Annotated in this window: 21 protein-coding genes and 2 tRNA genes; 11 read left to right on the top strand and 12 right to left on the bottom strand. The window is 33.3% G+C overall.

What is annotated here, in order from left to right:
* Nucleotides 1–2: 2 nt before the first annotated feature.
* Genes truD through RHO14_04705 form a run of 5 tightly spaced genes read right to left on the bottom strand, consistent with a single transcriptional unit; the run spans nucleotide 3 to nucleotide 2,929 of the window.
* On the bottom strand, nucleotides 3–1,019 hold the full coding sequence (gene truD / locus RHO14_04725) for a tRNA pseudouridine(13) synthase TruD (GenBank protein ID WVD72106.1): 1,017 nt from the start codon (nucleotides 1,017–1,019) through the stop codon (nucleotides 3–5).
* An 11-nt stretch (nucleotides 1,020–1,030) separates the two neighbouring features.
* Nucleotides 1,031–1,516 carry a 2-C-methyl-D-erythritol 2,4-cyclodiphosphate synthase gene (gene ispF / locus RHO14_04720; protein WVD72105.1) on the bottom strand — a complete coding sequence of 162 codons (486 nt, stop codon included), beginning with the start codon at nucleotides 1,514–1,516 and terminating at the stop codon, nucleotides 1,031–1,033.
* A 41-nt stretch (nucleotides 1,517–1,557) separates the two neighbouring features.
* Nucleotides 1,558–2,271 carry a 2-C-methyl-D-erythritol 4-phosphate cytidylyltransferase gene (ispD, locus tag RHO14_04715; protein WVD72104.1) on the bottom strand — a complete coding sequence of 238 codons (714 nt, stop codon included), beginning with the start codon at nucleotides 2,269–2,271 and terminating at the stop codon, nucleotides 1,558–1,560.
* Between the two features lie 11 nt (nucleotides 2,272–2,282).
* Complete coding sequence (gene ftsB, locus RHO14_04710) at nucleotides 2,283–2,582, bottom strand: cell division protein FtsB (protein WVD72493.1); 300 nt, start codon at nucleotides 2,580–2,582, stop codon at nucleotides 2,283–2,285.
* A gap of 17 nt (nucleotides 2,583–2,599) precedes the next feature.
* On the bottom strand, nucleotides 2,600–2,929 hold the full coding sequence (locus RHO14_04705) for a TusE/DsrC/DsvC family sulfur relay protein (protein WVD72103.1): 330 nt from the start codon (nucleotides 2,927–2,929) through the stop codon (nucleotides 2,600–2,602).
* 192 nt (nucleotides 2,930–3,121) lie between these two features.
* Here RHO14_04705 and RHO14_04700 point away from each other — a divergent pair.
* From RHO14_04700 to RHO14_04685, 4 genes are all read left to right on the top strand, one after another.
* A tRNA-Ser gene (locus RHO14_04700) sits at nucleotides 3,122–3,209 on the top strand.
* A gap of 84 nt (nucleotides 3,210–3,293) precedes the next feature.
* Complete coding sequence (locus RHO14_04695; GenBank protein ID WVD72102.1) at nucleotides 3,294–4,682, top strand: site-specific integrase; 1,389 nt, start codon at nucleotides 3,294–3,296, stop codon at nucleotides 4,680–4,682.
* 112 nt (nucleotides 4,683–4,794) lie between these two features.
* Complete coding sequence (locus RHO14_04690; protein WVD72101.1) at nucleotides 4,795–5,115, top strand: hypothetical protein; 321 nt, start codon at nucleotides 4,795–4,797, stop codon at nucleotides 5,113–5,115.
* 22 nt (nucleotides 5,116–5,137) lie between these two features.
* On the top strand, nucleotides 5,138–5,527 hold the full coding sequence (locus RHO14_04685) for a hypothetical protein (GenBank protein ID WVD72100.1): 390 nt from the start codon (nucleotides 5,138–5,140) through the stop codon (nucleotides 5,525–5,527).
* An 806-nt stretch (nucleotides 5,528–6,333) separates the two neighbouring features.
* Here RHO14_04685 and RHO14_04680 read toward each other — a convergent pair.
* The gene (locus RHO14_04680; protein ID WVD72099.1) at nucleotides 6,334–6,756 is read right to left on the bottom strand and encodes a hypothetical protein; all 423 of its coding nucleotides are present in this window, start codon (nucleotides 6,754–6,756) and stop codon (nucleotides 6,334–6,336) included.
* Between the two features lie 5 nt (nucleotides 6,757–6,761).
* On the bottom strand, nucleotides 6,762–8,438 hold the full coding sequence (locus RHO14_04675; GenBank protein WVD72098.1) for a hypothetical protein: 1,677 nt from the start codon (nucleotides 8,436–8,438) through the stop codon (nucleotides 6,762–6,764).
* Nucleotides 8,439–8,944: 506 nt separating this feature from the next.
* Between RHO14_04675 and RHO14_04670 the strand changes: the two genes are divergently transcribed.
* A tRNA-Ser gene (locus RHO14_04670) sits at nucleotides 8,945–9,032 on the top strand.
* A 194-nt stretch (nucleotides 9,033–9,226) separates the two neighbouring features.
* A complete protein-coding gene (locus RHO14_04665; GenBank protein ID WVD72097.1) occupies nucleotides 9,227–9,544 on the top strand; it encodes an antibiotic biosynthesis monooxygenase in 318 nt (105 codons plus the stop codon).
* A gap of 54 nt (nucleotides 9,545–9,598) precedes the next feature.
* Here RHO14_04665 and RHO14_04660 read toward each other — a convergent pair whose 3' ends face one another.
* Entirely contained in the window at nucleotides 9,599–11,101 is a 1,503-nt protein-coding gene (locus tag RHO14_04660) for a hypothetical protein (protein WVD72096.1), read from the bottom strand.
* 826 nt (nucleotides 11,102–11,927) lie between these two features.
* On the bottom strand, nucleotides 11,928–12,314 hold the full coding sequence (locus tag RHO14_04655) for a hypothetical protein (protein WVD72095.1): 387 nt from the start codon (nucleotides 12,312–12,314) through the stop codon (nucleotides 11,928–11,930).
* Between the two features lie 301 nt (nucleotides 12,315–12,615).
* On the opposite strand from RHO14_04655, the gene RHO14_04650 reads away from it, so the two are divergent.
* The 5 genes from RHO14_04650 to RHO14_04630 are packed head-to-tail and all read left to right on the top strand — an operon-like array spanning nucleotide 12,616 to nucleotide 16,200.
* Complete coding sequence (locus RHO14_04650) at nucleotides 12,616–13,347, top strand: MtnX-like HAD-IB family phosphatase (protein ID WVD72094.1); 732 nt, start codon at nucleotides 12,616–12,618, stop codon at nucleotides 13,345–13,347.
* Between the two features lie 16 nt (nucleotides 13,348–13,363).
* The gene (locus tag RHO14_04645; protein ID WVD72093.1) at nucleotides 13,364–14,212 is read left to right on the top strand and encodes an alpha/beta fold hydrolase; all 849 of its coding nucleotides are present in this window, start codon (nucleotides 13,364–13,366) and stop codon (nucleotides 14,210–14,212) included.
* A 12-nt stretch (nucleotides 14,213–14,224) separates the two neighbouring features.
* Nucleotides 14,225–14,581 (top strand): EamA family transporter, encoded by a 357-nt coding sequence (locus tag RHO14_04640; GenBank protein WVD72092.1) that lies wholly within the window; start codon nucleotides 14,225–14,227, stop codon nucleotides 14,579–14,581.
* Nucleotides 14,581–14,976, top strand: coding sequence for an EamA family transporter (locus RHO14_04635; protein ID WVD72091.1), 396 nt, complete (start codon nucleotides 14,581–14,583; stop codon nucleotides 14,974–14,976). Before RHO14_04640 ends, RHO14_04635 begins: the two co-directional genes overlap by 1 nt.
* A 24-nt stretch (nucleotides 14,977–15,000) precedes the next feature.
* Complete coding sequence (locus RHO14_04630) at nucleotides 15,001–16,200, top strand: aminotransferase class I/II-fold pyridoxal phosphate-dependent enzyme (protein WVD72090.1); 1,200 nt, start codon at nucleotides 15,001–15,003, stop codon at nucleotides 16,198–16,200.
* Here the strand turns inward: RHO14_04630 and RHO14_04625 are convergent.
* The 3 genes from RHO14_04625 to RHO14_04615 are packed head-to-tail and all read right to left on the bottom strand — an operon-like array spanning nucleotide 16,197 to nucleotide 19,621.
* Nucleotides 16,197–17,072, bottom strand: a complete 876-nt coding sequence (locus RHO14_04625; protein ID WVD72089.1) for an arginase family protein — start codon at nucleotides 17,070–17,072, stop codon at nucleotides 16,197–16,199. The genes RHO14_04630 and RHO14_04625 overlap by 4 nt on opposite strands.
* A 7-nt stretch (nucleotides 17,073–17,079) precedes the next feature.
* Entirely contained in the window at nucleotides 17,080–18,150 is a 1,071-nt protein-coding gene (locus RHO14_04620) for a GNAT family N-acetyltransferase (GenBank protein WVD72088.1), read from the bottom strand.
* 58 nt (nucleotides 18,151–18,208) lie between these two features.
* Nucleotides 18,209–19,621, bottom strand: coding sequence for an aminotransferase class III-fold pyridoxal phosphate-dependent enzyme (locus RHO14_04615; protein WVD72087.1), 1,413 nt, complete (start codon nucleotides 19,619–19,621; stop codon nucleotides 18,209–18,211).
* Between the last annotated feature and the right edge of the window lie 308 nt (nucleotides 19,622–19,929).

The raw sequence follows: 19,929 nt of genomic DNA, 5'->3' as shown, positions 1-19,929 counted from the left end.
AATTATGATATTAGTTCTCGTAATACAGCTGTTGCATAACTTCCTGCTGGTAACCAAAATTCGACTTGTAATGTTTTGCTATCTTGCCATGTCCAATTGATATTTTTTGGCCTTAATAAACTCGATCTACGCGAAGTTTCCATCCGTTCTTGCTTAAATAAAGTTAAAAATTCAGACCAATTATTATCGATATATTGTTGCTCAAAAGATAATGCTTCATCTTTTGTTTGTGGCCCGTTATCACCTAGCATTGGCGCGGTAATATTCAGCTCGTTATTCATTACTCTTTGCTGTAATGTTTCGAGCTCAAGTTGCTCTGCAACAAACCAGCTACCACGGTCAACTAATTGTAAAATATCACCACAAAGGACTGTCGTATTTAATTTTTGTTTTATGCGCTTGCTCACAATGCCATTAAAAATCGCACTACGCGCGGCAGATAAATAAAAACTTCGTTTTTTGCGATCCTTAACGCTTATTTCGCCCTTAGCCCATAACATTGCTTGTGTAATATTGTTATTATTTTTACCAAAGCGCTGCTCACCAAAATAGTTAGGTACGCCGCTCGCTTGAATAAAATTTAAACGCTGCTCAGCTTCAGCTTGATTATCAACATCCCTTAATACAAGAGAGAAAAAATTACCTTTTAAATTGCCTATCCGTAATTTTTTAGTATGTCTTTTAACTTGTAAAATTTTACAACCATCAAGCGTAAATAGGCTAAAATCCGGCGTTAATTTACCTGGAATATGTAAACCAAACCACTGCTCAGTGATCGCATTGCGATCTTTTAAACCGGCATAACCAACTAATTTAGGTGAAATTCCGGCAAACTTAGCAAGCTGCTCCGCGACAAAGAGAGTATTACAATTTTGTTTTTGAATATTAATAAAGACATGCTCCCCTTCACCGTCAAGCTCATAGCCAAGATCTTCTTTAACAAAAAAATCAGCATCAGATTGCTTATATAATCCTTTGACGGCAGGTTCGCCATATAAATACTCTAATTTATCTAACACGTTATACCCTTTTATTTATCGGTTATTTTTTGTAGCAGCAAAACTGCTTCGCAGGCGATCCCTTCTTTACGACCAGTAAATCCTAATTGTTCAGTCGTTGTTGCCTTAACACTAACTAAGTCGAAATGCGCTTCTAAATCTTCAGCAATGTTCACACGCATTTGTGGTATATACTCTTGCATCTTTGGCGCTTGCGCTATGATGGTAATATCAAGGTTAGATAAAGCATATCCCTTTGATTTAATTAAATTAAATACTTTTTTTAATAATATACGACTATCAATACCTTGATATTGATTATCCGTATCAGGGAAATGTTTGCCGATATCACCAAGCGCTAAAGCACCAAGCAGTGCATCAGTCACCGCATGCAAAACAACATCGCCATCAGAATGAGCAATAAAACCTTGTTCATAAGGAACTTTGACCCCAGCTAAAGTGAGCGGCCCCTTATCACCAAAACGATGTACATCAAAACCATGTCCAATTCTTATCATATAACCCTTACTATCTGCTTGAGGCTAAATTGAGTTATCTATTATATTTCAATATAGCCTTGTTCATGTAAATAAAGTTTTGCTAATGGAATATCTTCTTTACGAGTTACTTTGATATTATCTCGTTGGCATTCAATAAGCAGTGGATGCCCACCACCATACTCAATTGCAGAAGCCTCATCAGTTAATTCAATTTGTTGCGATTTAGCGCTTTGCATACACTCTTTTAATATTTTAACCTTAAACATTTGCGGCGTTGCAGCAGCCCATAACTGTCGTCTATCACATGTTTGCGCTATTTGAGGTAATACTTGCGTACGTTGATCAAATGATTTTTTTATTGTGTCGGTCACTTTGGTTGCTAAAATGCCGCCTTGATTATTAGCCAGTACCGTTTTTATCAATTGCTCAATATCATGATGGCTAACACAAGGTCTTGCCGCATCATGAACTAACACCCAACTATCCTCATCAGCCAATAATAGCCCTGCATATACCGAATCAGCTCGCGTATCACCGCCATAAGTCAATTTAATTTTAGGGTGAGTTGCAACTTTAAGTGATGAAAAATAGTTATCATCACGGCTAATAACCACAATAATTTGACTAATGAGAGGCAATGATAATAACTTTTGCAAAGTATGCTCTAAAATTGTCGATTGACCAATTTTAATATATTGCTTAGGTATTGCAGCTTGCATTCTTTGCCCACTTCCGGCAGCGGGTACTATGGCGACTATATTGGAATTATTCATGATATAACTTATTAATTTATTGGCGGAGATGAGGAATCAATGACGATCCGATAAAAATGTTCATCAGGTTTAATCATACCTAAATGACTTCTTGCCCTTTCCTCTATCGCGTCAGAACCATCATACAGATCAGATATTTCGGCAAACATTTGTTCATTGCGCAGTCTCAATTTTTCATTCTCAACTTGCATAATAGCTGTAGTATTAAGGTTTTGCTGATAATCAAAGATATTATTTTTACCATACCAAAAAGCATATTGTAAATATGCCAATATAATTAGTAGTAAAATCGGTAATTTTCTATTTAATATCACGTTATAACCATGTTTTATATACATTTAACCGGTTTAGGTAAACCAGCAAGTTTTGTTGCCTGCTTCGCTGGGCCTTCAGGAAAAAGCCGATACAAATAGCGACTGTTACCTTTTTCTGGTCCAAATTTTTTTTCCATCGATTTAACTAATGCTCTAATCGCTGGTGACGTTTTATACTCTAAATAAAAATCACGCACAAAATAGATCACCTCAAAATGATTATCTGTTAACTCAATTGATTCTTGCTTAGCAATTTGCGTAATTAATGCTGGCGACCAATCTTGCCAGTTCATTAAGTAGCCACTTTCATCTGTAGCTATTATTTTGTCATTTAACACTAACATAATAAATCAACCAAACCAAAATTAGTGGCTATTATACAATAATAAAGTCAATACAGCATCTTTGTGCATAAAATATATCAGCTAGAAACACAATAAAGGTCATTTATTGATGAAATTTAAAGCAAACAAACAAAAATCGTAATTTAGCTATTTACAAACTGCACGCTCTACTTTAATATTCACCTCCATTGCGGAAGTGTGGCCGAGCGGTTGAAGGCACCGGTCTTGAAAACCGGCGAGGGGTAACCCTCCCAGAGTTCGAATCTCTGCGCTTCCGCCATCTTCAACAAAGTTTTTGATTCTATTCGTAAATTTCATAACAACATACTTTACTGTCACCTAACTGTAAACCAAAAGTATGATTATGATGAATAAAAATGAACCTGCTTTATCTTCTATTTACTACCAACCAACCATTAAATATTATGTTTTTCTCTACCTAAGAAATTCTGTTTACTATATTCGTCTTAAGCAAGACAATAAAAATTCATCCTTATCACTTAAAACAACTAAAAGGCACATTGCTACTCGTTTTTTTACTATCATTAAACATGAGTTAACACTTATTGTTAATGAATCACCTGATGTCAGCTATGAACAACTAGTCACATATTTTAAAGCAACTGTTAGTAATGAGTTTTATCATCTAGATAATAACCAATTAAACGACAGTGCATTACTCAAAATAATTTCATCTAAGAGCATAAACACAACTAATGATAAATCTCTTTCGGTTATAACGCTCTGCAATGATTATATTCAAGAGAAAGGTACTAATTGGAAATATGCTACTCAATTAAGCTCACAAGCTAACAAAGCTTTACTGATTGAGATATTTGATTATTTAAAATTAGATGATGTGAACAAAATAACTAGAAAGGATATGTTAAAAGTTAGGGGCGTAATTAAGCTGTTACCAGTAAACCGAAAGCAACGCTTTAAAAATTTTTCCTTAAAAGATGTGTTACGACATGAATATAGTCAAACAATAGCAACTAGAACAATCAACGGACATCTCATTTTCTTATCTTCGGTATTTAATTGGGCTGAAAAGAACGACATTATCAAAAAGAATTTAGCCACAGATTTATTATTAAAAGATGAACAGAAAGAATCAGACAAGCGTAATGCATTTAGCATTAAACAAATAGAACAATTACTATCATCATGCAAAGCTCATTACGTTAAAAATGGCTTAGCTTGGCAGTATTATATTCCGTTATTATCCGCCATTACTGGCGCGAGGCTTAATGAGATTAGCCAATTACAAGTGAAAGACATTATTAGATTAGAAAATGGACTGATTTACATTGATATAAATGAAGATGGGATTGAAGGGAAGAGTTTAAAAAATCAATACAGTGCTCGTTATGTTCCCCTTGTTAATAATGCTTTTGGGTTTAACTATCATGAGTTTATGAATTACGTTGAATCAAGAGGAGATAAAAATAATTTGTTATTTGAGGTAACTTGGACAGATAAAGGGCGGTATAGCGATAAAGTCAGTAAATGGTTTAATCGTACCTTACTTAAGCAAACATTAAACAGCCCTAAAGGCTTATCATTCCACTCATTTAGGCATAGCCTTGCTACCCTACTAAAAAGCACTGGAACGCCACTATCAACAGCACAACAGATATTAGGACATAGTTCACAAAGCATCACTTATGACACTTACGGCAAATCCGCTCATGTCAAAATACTCAGTCATGCACTCAGGCAAGCGTTACAACCCTATTGTGAATATGGTTGATCGTTTTTAACGATCAATTCCCCGATAAAAGATCGTTTTAAACGATTTGAATTGGTTTGGTTTAATGAAAATAATAACAGGTTAACTAGAAAATAATGAATAGGGGTTAGGAATGGAATTAGTATTAAGAATAATGATGTTTACACTTAGTACTGCAATGTTTATTGCAGCATGGCTAGGAATTGACTACGCTTTTCATTTGAACATCATAATCACATCTATATTGGCACTTATACTACTTCTTGGCTTTCCTGTTGTATTAGCCTTTGTTGCTGCTTACGGGGCTGTTAACGTGTGGGGAATACCTATTTGGGCAGCTCTTTTACTTATCGCATGGCCATTGGTGCTTAGTATCATCATGAATGGTATTTACTCCATTTTTTCATTTCGTATATTAAAGAAGTTAAAGAAAACAAACGAGTATGATTCTTAAAATTTGATAGGAAATAAGAAAGATGAACCCAGCAGATATTTTACATATTGCAGCTTTACTTTTAGCATTCGTTTTTATAATAAGTATTACTATTCATATTATTATCATTGTTTATTCAAAGAGTAAATTGAGGCCTTACATCTTATTTGTAGGCCTCCCTATTTACACAATGCTATGGGGAATAGCTTTTTGGTATATGACAGTTTTATCGTTAACTATTGTTATGCTTAGCTTACTATTAATAAAAAGAGACGGAGTTAATATTGGTAAAGAATTGTTCAGTAAAATATTTGGTCTATTATTGGGAATTGTTTTTCTTTCTTTATTTATTATCCTAGGAGCCTTTTTGAAAGGTTTAAGTGCTTGGATTGACAATCTCTATGCTGACATCTTTTCAAATTTATTTTTTTGAATGAAGAAGATTACCTATTAAGGTCTTTTTCAACCAACTATCATCCTTAAATTCAAGTACTAAGTGCAAATCTCAATAGAAAATGATTTGACCTTACAGTATAAAAATAAATATTAGATACTAAGTTAGTGCATTACATTTTATTCATTTACCTTTATTATTATAGATAAATTATTTGGGTTAACTTGATGATGAAAATGTATAATTTAAGAATAGAAAATCAGATAACATTCTCTCTATTACCTAAGTTAAAAGTTATTATATCTACTATTTTATCATTGTTACTTTATTACTCATACAGATTATAAGCTGAATACTGGTTAATATCTTATTTTAAAATCTAAGCTATTGAGCTTCATTTTATTACGTTACATTTTATATCTTATAAAGTATGTTAAATATATAAACATCTATATACATATATATATACATTTTTTCAGGTGAAATGTCGGTCTATTTTAAAATATATTTTTGATTTTATTAAACTTATACTAAAAAACAGTGTTAACCCAAACTGTCCAATTCCTTTGGAGTTTTAATTATCTGTCTCTATCATAAAGCTCGATAAGAGATCCATAGAGCCTCTATTCAAACTCAACTAGTACGAACGTATTGCTTAGCCATTTAAATTGAAATTAGGATCTCTTAGGCGCTTCTATGAAAAAATCTAACTCACTCTATTGCCTTCGCTAACTTAATAAAGTCAAGAGCACTCCGAAACTCGATTATACAGATTAAGCTAGTCAAACTATTTTTTTCGTTAATTGTGTAATTAATAGGCTTATTTAGTTTAAATAAGCAGGAACTCATTTAACCTCAAATACCGATTCAATGTCACCTGACAACTGGCAAACCAATTTCTGTATATGTTCAGGTATATCAGCAAATAACAATGGGCTATGGGGTTTAGCAACCAAAAAATAACGATTATCAGTTAAATTAATGTCGTAACTAAACAATCCTTTTGAAGCAATATCTATATAACTTCTTAAGTATTGTTCTTTCTTATCTTGATTCAAAAAATGAGGTAAGTTTTCCTCCATAATTTCAATATGGCTTTTTTGTTTCAAATTCAAAAAATAATCATATAGCATTTCGTAATTCTCTATTGATTCTTTTATTTTTTCAGGTACTGCAATTGAACCACCAGAAGTAAAGTGAGATAACTCACTCTTATTAAATGTAGCAAACCAATCAAGGTCATTATCTTCTAGAAAATTATTATCCATTCTCACTATTTCGCTACTCCAAAAATATTAGTACAATTTTCACAACGGGGAACTATTTCCCCAGTTCTCGGACGAAGAGCTGGTGTAAACCATATATCATCAATCTTAAGATTAGGATTGCTTAATAGCAACTCATTTGCAGCTCTAAATTCAGCACAACGCCCCAAAGTATTACCGCTTGAAGTTTTGACACCAATTCCGCCTAGCTTATCTGCATAAATTTGTAATTCTGGTGCTATTTTTACTGGAACATCGCCATTAGAAGCCATAACTATTTTTCCTGTTTGTGAGTCAATAGCCCCAATTGCTGTTGCAGGCTTATATTTACCGCTACGTAAAGATTCTATATATAATTCTAATTGTTTATTTGCACCATCTTTTAAACTATTGTCTAACAGATATTCGTATCTATTCTTCCCATTCGCTTCTACGGGTTTTGCATCAACCTTAACACCCTCAGCCTTAAGCCTAAAAATTCGACGAGTTGAAAGCCGATTGATTAACGTTCTTGTTAATGTACTTTTAATAATTCTAAAGACAATAAATACTGGTTCAAGCAATGCTCCTAATGCTAACCCTTCTAAGAAGTTTTTAAATCGCGCTTCCACATTACTATCATCAGGGTGAACCGATAAATAATCAAGTACCGCATGTTTTAAGCCGACATCTTTTGATAAGTAATCCGCTATTCGTGTTTCCATTACGGGAGTAACTGTTGCATTAACCACACCAAATGCTGCGACTCCCTTAGTAAACTGGCCAAACTGTGAAACCGGTTTAATATAACTAAATCCAGCTAAGTCTAACAGATAAAATTCGGTTATAAACGCACTCGTCGCACGAATCAGTTCGCCATTCTCCGTCAGTGCGGGCATGATTTTACTGCCCTCTGATGAATTAGGCGAAAAGAACTTTGACAAATTAAGTACTTGATACAACTTCGCAATAGGAACCACTTCAGCCAGATGAATATCATTAAGTATATCTAAACTTGATGCAATAGCATCTACGCTACCTGCCAGCATTTGTCCATGGTAATCTAATGGCGTGTAATACCATGAACGATATTCCTTGGTTTTACTAAATACCACATCAACATAAAAAATAGCTTGGTCAGGAATTTCGACATAAGCATGCCCTGCCGCATCTAATTGCCCTTGTGCTATAACGTCACGCGTTTTAGAGTTAAAGAGGGTGAAAGACTCGTTACCGGCTCCTTCTATTTGAAATTCAATCCAGTTAGTTGGATCTGGCATCTGGCTTGCAATAAACTCTTCTGTGGAAATTCTTTCACTTGGAAGCTTAACTTGAGTCGGTAGTAAAGGTGTATAATCGCTATAACTTACTGACTCTTCAAGTAGCATAATCTGCTGATTACGTAACCCTGTTATTAAAGCCTGACTTTTCTGCTCAAGTGATTTGAGATAATGCCCTGCGCCATATTGATTGGCAAGTAAATCGAATGTTTGAGTTAACCCATGACAATTAGCTTGATTTGCTAAACAATGCTTAATAAGTGGCAAGTAACCATCAGCATGAAAATGACTCACAGGTTTTAGCTGTTTGGCTTTACGAATCGATATTGAAAATGTTTGATAGTGAAACGGGTTAGGATTATTGATTTCCCTTTGTAAGCGTTCCCATTCCTTTACACCAATAAACCAGAAGTGATTTCCATTCATGCGCTATTAACTATTATCATTATTTATGGGTAATAACCATATAAAATCCGACTAATAAAAACAAGCTATTTTTACATGAATTAGCTTAGCTTTTGGATGTTACATTAATTAATGCGGTAAAACGCTCTAAGAGATCCGTAGAGCTACGATTTAAATCTCACCAATACAAACGTATTGCTTAGTCATTAAAATTGAGCTAAGGATCTCTTAGGTGTTTCTAGATATTTTTGTGAGAAAATTTTAAGGAGTATTGCATATAGTAGTGAACACTACCCTATTCCCCCTATCCCCCTGTTTAAATTTGATTATTTTATACAGAGAGATAAGAAAAAATAATTACTGCCTCGCGTGAAATAAACCTTGATATCATACTATAAAATATGTAACCTAAGTGTCAACCAAGAATGTTTTATGATGATTTATCGAACTTTCAAAAACAAGAATAAATTAACGTTGAAATAGGCAAGTCGAGTCGCTAGAAACCCTTTAATATTCACCTCCATTGCGGAAGTGTGGCCGAGCGGTTGAAGGCACCGGTCTTGAAAACCGGCGAGGGGTAACCCTCCCAGAGTTCGAATCTCTGCGCTTCCGCCATCTTTCTTAAGCGCATCTAACTATTCTACTTTTCATTTTTAAACTCATCGTGACCATAATTTATAATTTTATAAAAAAACAATTGGCTTTATTTTTCAGCATAACCCCCAAATTATTTTAATATTGTCAGTTCAAAAATAATTATCTATATTGCAGAGCAATAACTAATAAAACTCATTAAATCGATTTAACTTATGAAAAAAATATTTGGAGTACCATATTACGCTGTTATTTTCAAATCTAAGAAAAGTTTAAATGATTGTGGTTACTCTGAAATGGCCCAAAAATTACTAATTGAAGTAGAAAAAAGAGACGGCTTTTTAGGCGCCGATAGCGTTAGGGATTCAGAAGGATTAGGAATTACAGTTTCATACTGGAGTACAATTGAAGCCATCGAAAAATGGAAAAATGATACTTTACACTGCCAAGGAAAAGATAGGGGCAAAAAACAATGGTATGAAGAATATACAATTCGTATTTGCACAGTTGAATATGAACATTCTTTTCCTTAGCTAGTTTTATAGCATAATCCGTATTAGTCCCGATTTTATTGAAACTAATACAGATTATTCATTACTTAGAAAACTCTCACGTAAATCATCAATAATATTAATAATTGCCATTCGATTTGGAAATAGTTCTTTAATATTACTTTTCTGATGATTAACTAAGCTATTTAAATTATCGGACATATAGTCTAATATTAAATTCTGAACACCATCTACACTAGACGTAACATGATACCCTGATGATAAGATATTACCAATGTTGTTAAAAGGAACGTGCCCATCTCTTTCCATGAAAATAATCTCTTTATTCAACAACTGGCATTCCATCAACATACTAATTCCATCTGTTATAATTAAATCTGAAGCTGCTGCAATTTCTGCATAGTCAGCACCGTAGTATTGATGACAATTTTTCATATTATTCCAAGTAAACAAAAATTCTTCATAATCTTCTTTAGCCATTGGGGAATGATTTCCTTTCAACAGAGTAACAAGTGCTGGATGAGGACAAAAAACAAAGTCAATGTAATCCATTTCATGAGCAAGAATAATCATATCTTTCCATATGCCATGAAACATACCAAAATCACTCCAGCCTCTGCCTATACTATGATGCGGTGACCAAAGAATTTTACATTTACCTTTATATTCAAAAGGCCAGTGAGGTACAACATTTAATAAGTAATCAATCTTTGGATGACCTACTACTTTAAATTGTTTTCCGCCTAATGACCCATTATTAACTGCATTTTCTTTCACATAATCGGTCGCACAATAGACTCTCCAGCATCGTCGATGAAATAAGCTATCAGTAGCTGAGTCTTTAATACCATCGATATATTTGGTGTTTTTAACTATATTACATATTTCATATGAAATAATTGCTAGTTTAGTAAAATGAAGATTTTCTGAAGATAATGCAGGGGGATAATCAGGATCCCATTGAGATTGTCTGAAAATAACATCCGGCGAAATAGACATAATTATATCCAAAGCCTGATATGAATCCTGCATACCTAGCCGAATATGTTTTATATTCTTTTCTTCCAAAAATAAGTGAACATCCTCTTCCCCAGTATAATCATCTTGACCTGGAAATCGCTTATTTAATGAAGCTACAATCACTTCAAATTCATACTGTAAAGTTAATGTTCTAACTAATTCATCGATAGCATACCAAGCATTAAGATTATTTACTAAAAATAAAACGCATATTTTTTCATTTTTTTTCTTTATGTATCTGAATGTAGAGTTAGAAACTCTATGATTATTGATTGATAATTGTATTAATTTTTCTATATTAATATTTTGATTTTTAATTTCAGATTTGACATCTAGCAATTCAGATTTGATATCTAGCAATTCAAATTTCATATCTAGTAATTCAGGTTTCACACCTCGTAACTCAGATTTCATACCTAGTAATTTAGATTTCATACCTAGTAATTTAGATTTCATCTCATCAATTTGGATCATACTAGTCAATAATGAACTTTTATCATATTCATAAGTTGTAAATAATTTTTTCCGTATAACTCGTAAATGTTTTTTTATATTCATATTGATTCTCGCTAAAATATATAGAAGAATATTTAATCACCTAAAATGATCCTCACCGAAACGGTAACCTACCATAATTATTGAAAATTGAAAGTAGAAACTAGATAGCTATTAAAACCGATTTTACTTTATTAGCTTAGTGAGATATTTTATGATTATAATACCAAATCCATTTGATTGAATAATCTTTGAGTGTATCAAATAAACTTTGAATGAGCCAGTACATAAGTAATTATTGAAGTGTCATATATCGGGTAGGTTCAATTAAGTTATCATAAAATAGTCCTTTTTTCATTAGGCTTAATTAAGACTATTTATTTTTTTACATTCAATCGGTATTTGATAATTAAGTGTGGGAAATAATATTTAATGATAGAAACTATAATTCCATAAGCTTAAAATACCATTTCAATAAATCTATTTTCATAAAGAGACTTTTTAATTATATTGACCAGTGTGATGGTTAAACGACTTACCTTATTAGAAATAATACTATACCGATTTCATTTAAATTCATGGTGATGTAGCTCATTACTTAAATAATAATCACCGTTATATTGTGTATATCTATACCATAACCAATAATTTTAAATAAATTTACCTCATAACATTTTTATGACACTTTACCTATTATCGAAAACAACCAAAAACAAAAAAACTAGTGATAAAGAGATCATATCCTAGATTTTCTTGTATTAGTATGTAAAGGCGATAGTTAATTCTACCGCCAAATTTTATGATAATCCAACTAAATAGTCTATTTTAAAAACTAGTCGAAATAATGTAATTGATCATCACATATCAATCATAACAATCAGATAAAATATTATTTAATATCTTCTTTATGATTACGATCTTGTTTATGCTCTACATTACTTTCTTTACTTGATTTATCTTTTTTTTGCTCTTGTTTATTTTCTGATTTTTCGTGTTTATGGTTTTGTTTACCTTGTTTATTTACTTTACTGTTGTCTGACTTGTCATGTTTATGACTTTTTTTATCTTGTTTATTATCAGACTTATCATGCTTATGGGCTTTTTTATTGTCTGATTTATCTTGTTTATGTCTATCACCATGAGTATTATCATTTTTCATAGTTGTAGAAATATTTGAATCTTTCGCACTATCTTGTTGATTATGATCTGTATTAGCAAATGCGGTACTTGTCACACCAAGTAAGGCGATTAATGCGATTGAAGCTAACTTTTTCATTTGGAACTCCTTTAATACTATTAAAATTTATATAGCAATCATATCAATTGCTGCACCACGTAGAAGATTCTAATCGCTAAATATTAAGAGAATATTAAATTGTTAATTATTCAAATATTAAGGCAACAATATTTATTCATTTTAGTTATCGCGTATTCAATCCCTCTGCAATACCAATAATCTATTATAGATATTGCCTTTTATTACAATTAGGCATGGAATTTAACGGCTGAGTACTATAAAATAGCGACCATTATTATTTAGTCACTGACTTTTTACTTTATATTGCTGACAAAAACTCATGAATCGTTTTGTACCTATTATTGAAAATATGCTCCCTCAAAACCATACTCGTTACGGCGATGAATTTAATCGACCAATTATTCTTTGCGATTTTGATGGCACAATTAGCTTAAAAGATGTAACAGATTTATTACTCAGCCATTTTGGCAACGAAGGCTGCGATGAACTTGAAGAACAATGGGAAGCTGGTCTAATTGGTTCACAAGAGTGTATGAGTAAACAAATTGCATTAATGGATGCGACTAAAGAACAGTTAGATGAAGTTTTAGCTCAAGTTGAAATAGATGCTAGCTTTAACGATTTTGTGAAAGATGCACAAGCTAAAAATTTTGTTGTTCACATCGTCAGTGATGGACTTGATTATGCGATACATTCTATTTTGAAACATAATCAATTAGACTCTTTACCCATTTTTGCAAATCACTTATTACATGATAATGAGCGTAGCTGGAAACTTAAGTTTCCTTATGCTAATGATGGATGCATTAAAGCAAGTGGTAATTGCAAATGCCAACATTTAAAAATACAGCGCCAATATTTTGACACTGTTTATTATGTCGGTGATGGAGCATCTGACTACTGTGTATCTAACCGAGTGGATTTAGTTTTTGCTAAAGATAAACTCATTAATTTTTGCCAACAAAATAGTATACGTCATTATCCTATTAAGCATTTTGCCGATATAATACCTTTTTTAGAGCATATTCAACCCACGATATCGACCAACTAATAGAGCCTACATAGTTATGATCCAAGATTCATCTTATTTATTACCCGGTAATCGCAATGGTATTTTACTTATTCATGGTTTAACTGGCACGCCTAATGAAATGCGCATTCTGGCTAAAGGCCTAAATAAAGCAGGCTTTACTGTTTATAGTATGCAGCTCGCGGGTCACTGCAGTAATGAAGAGGATTTATGTAAAACAACTTGGCAAGATTGGTATAAAACGGTTGAAGATGCTGCTGATTTTCTCGCTCAAAAAGTAGATAACCTATTTGTGGCAGGACTTTCAATGGGCAGCTTACTATCATTAAAGCTAGCAGCTGATAGACCAGAGCAAATAAAAGGCGTTGGCGTTTTAGCGGCTACATTTAAATATGATGGTTGGAGTATCCCTTTTTGGGTAAAAAGACTCTACTTCTTACTAGTTATTTGTAAAAGATTAAATCTGTTTCAAAAAAAATCATTTACCGAAAAGCCGCCTTATGGACTAAAAGATGAACGTATTCGTGCAACTGTATCGGAAAGTATGTTAAGTGGTGATAGTGCTGCAGCTGGGCTTGCGGGTAATCCCTTACCTGCTTTAGCTGAAATGCAATTACTTGCAAAGCAAGTTAAAAAACAGCTGCCACAAGTTATTTGCCCATGCTTAATCATGCACTCAGGCCATGATGATATTGCAGATATCAAAACGAATGCACGTTTAGTTGAAAAAAATGTTAGCGGACCAACTACGTTTACGACGTTAAATGAAAGCTATCATTTAATTACTATTGATAGAGAGCGCCGCGAAGTAATTAACGAATGTATCTCGTTTTTTGAGCGTATTGCTGCAGATAATAGCTTATCGTCAACACCACAAGAACCATAGGATTATCATATAATGTCTTCCTTAGTAATCACGCTTTGGATTTTAAATGTCTTTTTTGACACGATAGGGCAAGTTGCATTTAAATATGCTGCGATAAATCCCAGTAATAGAGATGGCTGGCATTATTGGTCAGATCTATTTCGTAATCATTGGCTTTGGCTTGGTATCGTTTCATATATCGCTGAATTTTTACTTTGGCTTGCTTTCCTAACTTTAGTTCCTCTTTCACAAGGTGTTTTAATCGGTTCAATTAATATTATTACTATTATGATTGTTGGGCGATTATTATTTAAAGAACTATTAACTCGTTATCGAATAATCGGTATGATTCTGATAACCGCGGGTGTTATTTGTGTGGGGATTTCTTAATGCGAAAATTTTACCTTATTGGCTTTGCTTTACTGCTATTTTTTGACACCATTGGGCAAACAAGTTTCAAGTTAACCGCTAATCATTCAGAGCCATTAGAAGCTAATATTGATTGGCTCATACGAATATTCACCAATCCGTTCGTCTACATTGCAATTTTTGCTTATATTAGTACGTTTTTTACTTGGATGGTTTTATTAAAAAAGGCACCAGTAGGCCCTGCATTTGCCGCTTCTCATCTTGAAATTGTAACGGTTATGTTCGTTTCTATTTGGGTATTTAACGAAGAAATCACCTTAATGCGATCTATAGGGGCTGCATTAATCGTCCTTGGTATTATTTTTTTAGCACTTGCTGAAAAAGAAATTAATCAACGGCAAGAGATATCAAAGTAATAATTAATCAAGGTGGATGATTTTATGAAAATAAAACATTATCATGAAAATCCACCTACGGCAGGATTGCCAATACGTTGGCATGACTGGTTAGCTAGAAATAAAGACCTCTCTAAATGCATAGAAGCACTTTTTAATCTTCCGCCACTTAGTATTACTTGTTCTGGCACTATCGCGCTTGTCGTCGCGCTAAAAACATTAGCAAAGGATAATCCAAACCGAAAATGCGTCATTATTCCTGCTTATACTTGCCCTCTTGTTGCTTTAGCTATCAATCATTGTGGACTTAAAATAATTTTATGTGATGTGGCAAAAAATTCATTTGATTTTGATTTTGAAAAGCTCGCTTTATTATTAAATGATCAAGTATTAGCCGTTATACCAACGCATCTTGGTGGTCGCATTGCTAATGTTGCGGCAGTGAAAAAACTGACGATATCATATAATATTACGATCATTGAAGATGCGGCTCAAGCTCTTGGCGCAGAGGTTGGTAAAGAAGGTGATATAATAATTTTTAGCCTTGCTACAGGCAAAGGATTAACCATGTATGAAGGCGGCTTATTAACCGCTAACACACCAGAGTTAAGGCAAAAAATCGCTGAAACAATTAGGCAAATCCCTCGAAATATTTACTGGGAAACAAAAAGAATTATTGAATTAGCCGGTTATACCGCATTGTATAATCCATTAGGGCTCTATTTTGCTTACGGAATTGCTAAACGCAAAGCACTAAAAAAAGAAAATTTAATTGATGCAGTCGGTGATTATTTTGACTTTAACCTTCCCTACCATAAAGTCAGTAAATTAAGACAAAATATTGCCTCAAGTAGTGCTTGCCGATTACCTGATTTTATAAAGGCTACAACCATACAAGCCAAACGCCGTATTGAACATTTAAAAAAAATAACCAATATAACAGTGATAACTGATGGAGCTAATGATAAAGGTACCTGGCCTTTTATTATGATTTTATTGCCATCTAAAACGATTAGAGACACTGTTTTGCAACAATTATGGCCAAGTAATTTAGGTGTGAGTAGATTATTTATACACGCATTGCCAAATTACACTTATCTTAGCCAAATTGTGCCACAAATATCTATGCCTAATGCTGAGGACTTTGCTGAAAGAATGCTAACCATCACAAATAGTTTATGGTTGCAAGATGCAGAATTCAATTCAATATGCCAAACACTTCAAGCCAATATGATTAAATGCTAATTAGCCTGTAGTGCAGATAATAACTGTAAATTTACTTGATGTTGTTGTGCTTGCCACAGCTCAAGTGTATTAGTTGGAATTGATGGTTGTTTATCTAAAATACTAAGTAATCGCTTAAAACGGCTCGGATGTTGCCAATTAGAAACGTCACCAGTAATATCACTGGCAATAATTCGTTCGCCTAATGAGGAAATTGTTTTTAAAATATGATCTGTTTTTAATCTACCCTGATCCCAATTAGTTTGAATCGTTTCTTCATCAAGTGCATCTTTATCAATCGATAAATAGACTGGCTGTGAACGACTTATTTGATAAGTTAAAAAGCCATTAATTAAATCATCTGGCGTCGTAAAATTTTTAAAAGCTCGCCCCAAACCGATTGTATTAGCCCAACGAGTATTTACATCCATACTCCAATAGGTAAGCTTATTTTTAATTAATGGAGATAAACGGTTTTCCCAAGCGTGTGAAAATCCGATATCATTAGACGTAATGCCAAGTACATGAACATGGCTTACAAAGGGTAAACGAGCGACATAACTCACCCAAGATCCACAGTGAATACCAAATAGATAACGCATATTATCAGGATGATTATCAAATATAACAACTTCAAGTGGATGTTGAGCGTTATAAATATTTTGCAAACGTTGAATTAGTAATAAGGAAATATGATGATAATCACCACTACCAAGCATAACCGTACCATAACTTGTTGGTAAATCTTGCTGCAATTTAATAGCTAATTGACGAAAATTTTTCTTAGAACAACCAAAACGGATCGCCGCTTGCCAACTTGCTAAATCAACCCTAAGCGCGTTTTCTATGCTATCAACGCTATTATCAAAATCTAGTATAATCGTACGGTTCATCTATTACCTATGACTGTTTATCATTAATTGAATCTTGCCACTGGCGATCACTTTCAAATTTCCGACTTAATTTATTTAAAATAACCCTTAAAATCGGATTGCGAACATATACCATATGTTTAGTAAAAGTAAATTTAGCGCCTAGTGACGCTTTAACTTCAGGATCAGTCCAACCAGCAATATAGGCTTTTAAACCTTGTTGTTTAGCATAGACCAAATTATAAAACCAGCTAATATAATACAAGTTTAACTCTCTTGCTTTTGGATAGACAAAGCCAATATATTTATCGACTAAGGTATCTTGATATTCAAAACAAATATTATAACCAATGAGCTGATTTTGATGGTAATAAGTGAAAATTTTACCGTTAGAATCTTGATTTTGCAGTAACTGTGTGAAAAATTCTTTACTTAATAAATCAAAGTGAATTTCGCTTTGTTCAAAAACATTTAAATAGAGCTGATAATAATTATCGAGTATTGCTGGTTCAAGAAACTGACTATCACCGAGTGAGATCACCTCGATATCTAATTCATTTTGTTGTTTTAATTTTCGCCTAAAATTTTTACGTCGACTATAAGATAAACGCGATAAATAATCATCGATATTATCAAAATCAATGGGTACCCATGCAAGAGCCTGCCCCTCAACTTCAATAAACCCTAAAGATTTTAATTGTTCGATAAAATCTTGCGCATAACCATTGGCTGCTTCATCAAGTAATGGTGATTGCTGGGGAATATCTTTTACAATCGTTAAAGTAAATTTTTTACTGTATTGCTGCAAAATATGCTTAGCTAATTTCTCTGGTGATAAACGACTATTTAATAAAACATACTCAGATACTGTTGTACCAACAAAGCAAGTCTTAGGTTGCAGTATGTTACGCCAACGAGAATAAAAAGGTAATTTAGCTACTTTCTTTTTTAAGTCGTCATCTGCCGTTGTAAGTAAGTCAAATTTTGCTGAAAATATTGGCACACCGCTATCATCTTGCCAAGCATCAAAATTATTGGGAGGGCAACTTAAAAAATTAGTGATTAAGTCGTTAGGTTCTAATTGATTTAGATATTTCATAATATGATTAACACACTATAAGTAGATAATTGTACCTACTTATAGTGTTATAACGAACTTAAGCTAATTCTTTTTTAGCACGAGTAATTAACTGATCAAGTAATTCGATCCCTTGGTCAATTTCTGCTTTAGATATATGTAGAGATGGAGCAAACGTGATTACGTTTTTATAATAGCCACCAATATCAAGGACTAATCCCATTTTTTGGCCTTTCCAATCAAGATCGCCTGACATACCGATATCGACCATTTTATCAACTAATGCTTTATTGGCAGTAAAACCATCTTCAGTACAAATTTCAGCGCGTAGTGCTAAACCTAAGCCGTCAACTTCACCAATTTCTTTATGGCGTTTTTCAAGTGATTTTAAGCCTTCAAGGAAGTAAGCACCGCTATCCATAACCATCGATTCATAGTCTTTTTCTGACGTCATTTTTAATACTTCTAAACCAACCGCAGTACCAAGTGGGTTAGATGCAAAAGTTGAATGCGTTGACCCAACAGGGAAAACGGTTGGATTAATTAACTCTTCACGAGCCCATAAACCACCTAATGGGTTTAAACCATTAGTTAATGCTTTAGCAAATACAACAACATCTGGTTTGACATCAAAATGCTCAATTGACCATAATTTACCAGTACGATAAAAGCCCATTTGAATCTCATCAACAACAAGTAAAATACCATATTGATCAAGTACTTTTTTCAAGCCTTTAAAGTAGTTTCTCGGCGGAACAATATAACCACCTGTTGCTTGTAGGGGCTCTGCGTAAAATGCAGCATATTCAGCTTGACCAACTTTAGGATCCCAAACACCATGATATTCAGTTTCAAATAAACGCGCAAAATCGGCAACTAAGTATTCACCATACTCTTCAGCTGTCATCCCTTTAGGGCGGCGGAAAGGATATGGGAATGGCACAAACATCGCACGATCGCCAAAATGACCATAACGACGACGATAACGGTAGCTAGACGTAATTGATGATGCCCCTAAGGTGCGTCCATGATATCCGCCTTGGAAAGCAAACATTAATGATTTACCGTTAGTTGCATTACGCACAACTTTTAATGAATCTTCAATACACTGCGATCCACCGACATTAAAGTGAACGCGACCATCAGTACCAAAACGTGATTTCATTCCTTGAGCAATGGTTTTCGCTAATTCAATTTTGGTTGGATGAAGATACTGACTTGCACATTGTGGTAAAGTATCAATTTGTTGCTTAAGCACATTATTTAAACGTTCATTAGCATAACCAAAGTTACATGCTGAATACCACATTTGTAAATCAAGGTAAGCTTTACCTTCTTTATCATACATGTAGCTACCTTCGCAACCATCAAAAATTTTTGGTGGTTCGACATAATGAACTGTATCTCCAAAAGAACAATACTTAGCTTCATCAGCTAATAATATTGCATCATCTGGTCGACCTTTTAACGCATCGAAGGTTGGTTTACTCATGATTTACTCCATAATCAATATTTAAATAGTATACATATTAGTAAGTAATATGCTCTAGCTCGTAGTCATAGTTTATCGCTTTTATAGCAATATTAAATAGTAATTTTAATTAAATTATCATACCGAATAAAAAATGATCATTTAAATAAACTATCAATATATAAAAGCATGATCTTAACGTTTTTTATTTTAGGCAAAAACCCTATTACCTAAAACAATAAAGACTGTATTAAACTAACAGTCTTTATCAATTTTAAAGCAAACAAAAGAATAGACTAAATAGCAAAATCAGTTGTATTAGTCTAGTC

It is taken from the genome of Orbaceae bacterium lpD04 (assembly GCA_036251935.1).
Taxonomy (GTDB): Bacteria; Pseudomonadota; Gammaproteobacteria; order Enterobacterales; family Orbaceae; genus Orbus; species Orbus wheelerorum.
Note: the sequence above shows the minus strand (reverse complement) of the source record. Positions and strands in the feature narration are given on the sequence as shown.

Coding starts and splice junctions, on each gene's coding strand:
- ispF (WVD72105.1), bottom strand. CDS start 1,516: ATGATAAGAATTGGACATGGTTTTGATGTACATCGTTTTGGTGATAAG.
- ispD (WVD72104.1), bottom strand. CDS start 2,271: ATGAATAATTCCAATATAGTCGCCATAGTACCCGCTGCCGGAAGTGGG.
- RHO14_04705 (WVD72103.1), bottom strand. CDS start 2,929: ATGTTAGTGTTAAATGACAAAATAATAGCTACAGATGAAAGTGGCTAC.
- RHO14_04695 (WVD72102.1), top strand. CDS start 3,294: ATGATGAATAAAAATGAACCTGCTTTATCTTCTATTTACTACCAACCA.
- RHO14_04690 (WVD72101.1), top strand. CDS start 4,795: ATGGAATTAGTATTAAGAATAATGATGTTTACACTTAGTACTGCAATG.
- RHO14_04685 (WVD72100.1), top strand. CDS start 5,138: ATGAACCCAGCAGATATTTTACATATTGCAGCTTTACTTTTAGCATTC.
- RHO14_04680 (WVD72099.1), bottom strand. CDS start 6,756: ATGGATAATAATTTTCTAGAAGATAATGACCTTGATTGGTTTGCTACA.
- RHO14_04675 (WVD72098.1), bottom strand. CDS start 8,438: ATGAATGGAAATCACTTCTGGTTTATTGGTGTAAAGGAATGGGAACGC.
- RHO14_04665 (WVD72097.1), top strand. CDS start 9,227: ATGAAAAAAATATTTGGAGTACCATATTACGCTGTTATTTTCAAATCT.
- RHO14_04660 (WVD72096.1), bottom strand. CDS start 11,101: ATGAATATAAAAAAACATTTACGAGTTATACGGAAAAAATTATTTACA.
- RHO14_04655 (WVD72095.1), bottom strand. CDS start 12,314: ATGAAAAAGTTAGCTTCAATCGCATTAATCGCCTTACTTGGTGTGACA.
- RHO14_04650 (WVD72094.1), top strand. CDS start 12,616: ATGAATCGTTTTGTACCTATTATTGAAAATATGCTCCCTCAAAACCAT.
- RHO14_04645 (WVD72093.1), top strand. CDS start 13,364: ATGATCCAAGATTCATCTTATTTATTACCCGGTAATCGCAATGGTATT.
- RHO14_04640 (WVD72092.1), top strand. CDS start 14,225: ATGTCTTCCTTAGTAATCACGCTTTGGATTTTAAATGTCTTTTTTGAC.
- RHO14_04635 (WVD72091.1), top strand. CDS start 14,581: ATGCGAAAATTTTACCTTATTGGCTTTGCTTTACTGCTATTTTTTGAC.
- RHO14_04630 (WVD72090.1), top strand. CDS start 15,001: ATGAAAATAAAACATTATCATGAAAATCCACCTACGGCAGGATTGCCA.
- RHO14_04625 (WVD72089.1), bottom strand. CDS start 17,072: ATGAACCGTACGATTATACTAGATTTTGATAATAGCGTTGATAGCATA.
- RHO14_04620 (WVD72088.1), bottom strand. CDS start 18,150: ATGAAATATCTAAATCAATTAGAACCTAACGACTTAATCACTAATTTT.
- RHO14_04615 (WVD72087.1), bottom strand. CDS start 19,621: ATGAGTAAACCAACCTTCGATGCGTTAAAAGGTCGACCAGATGATGCA.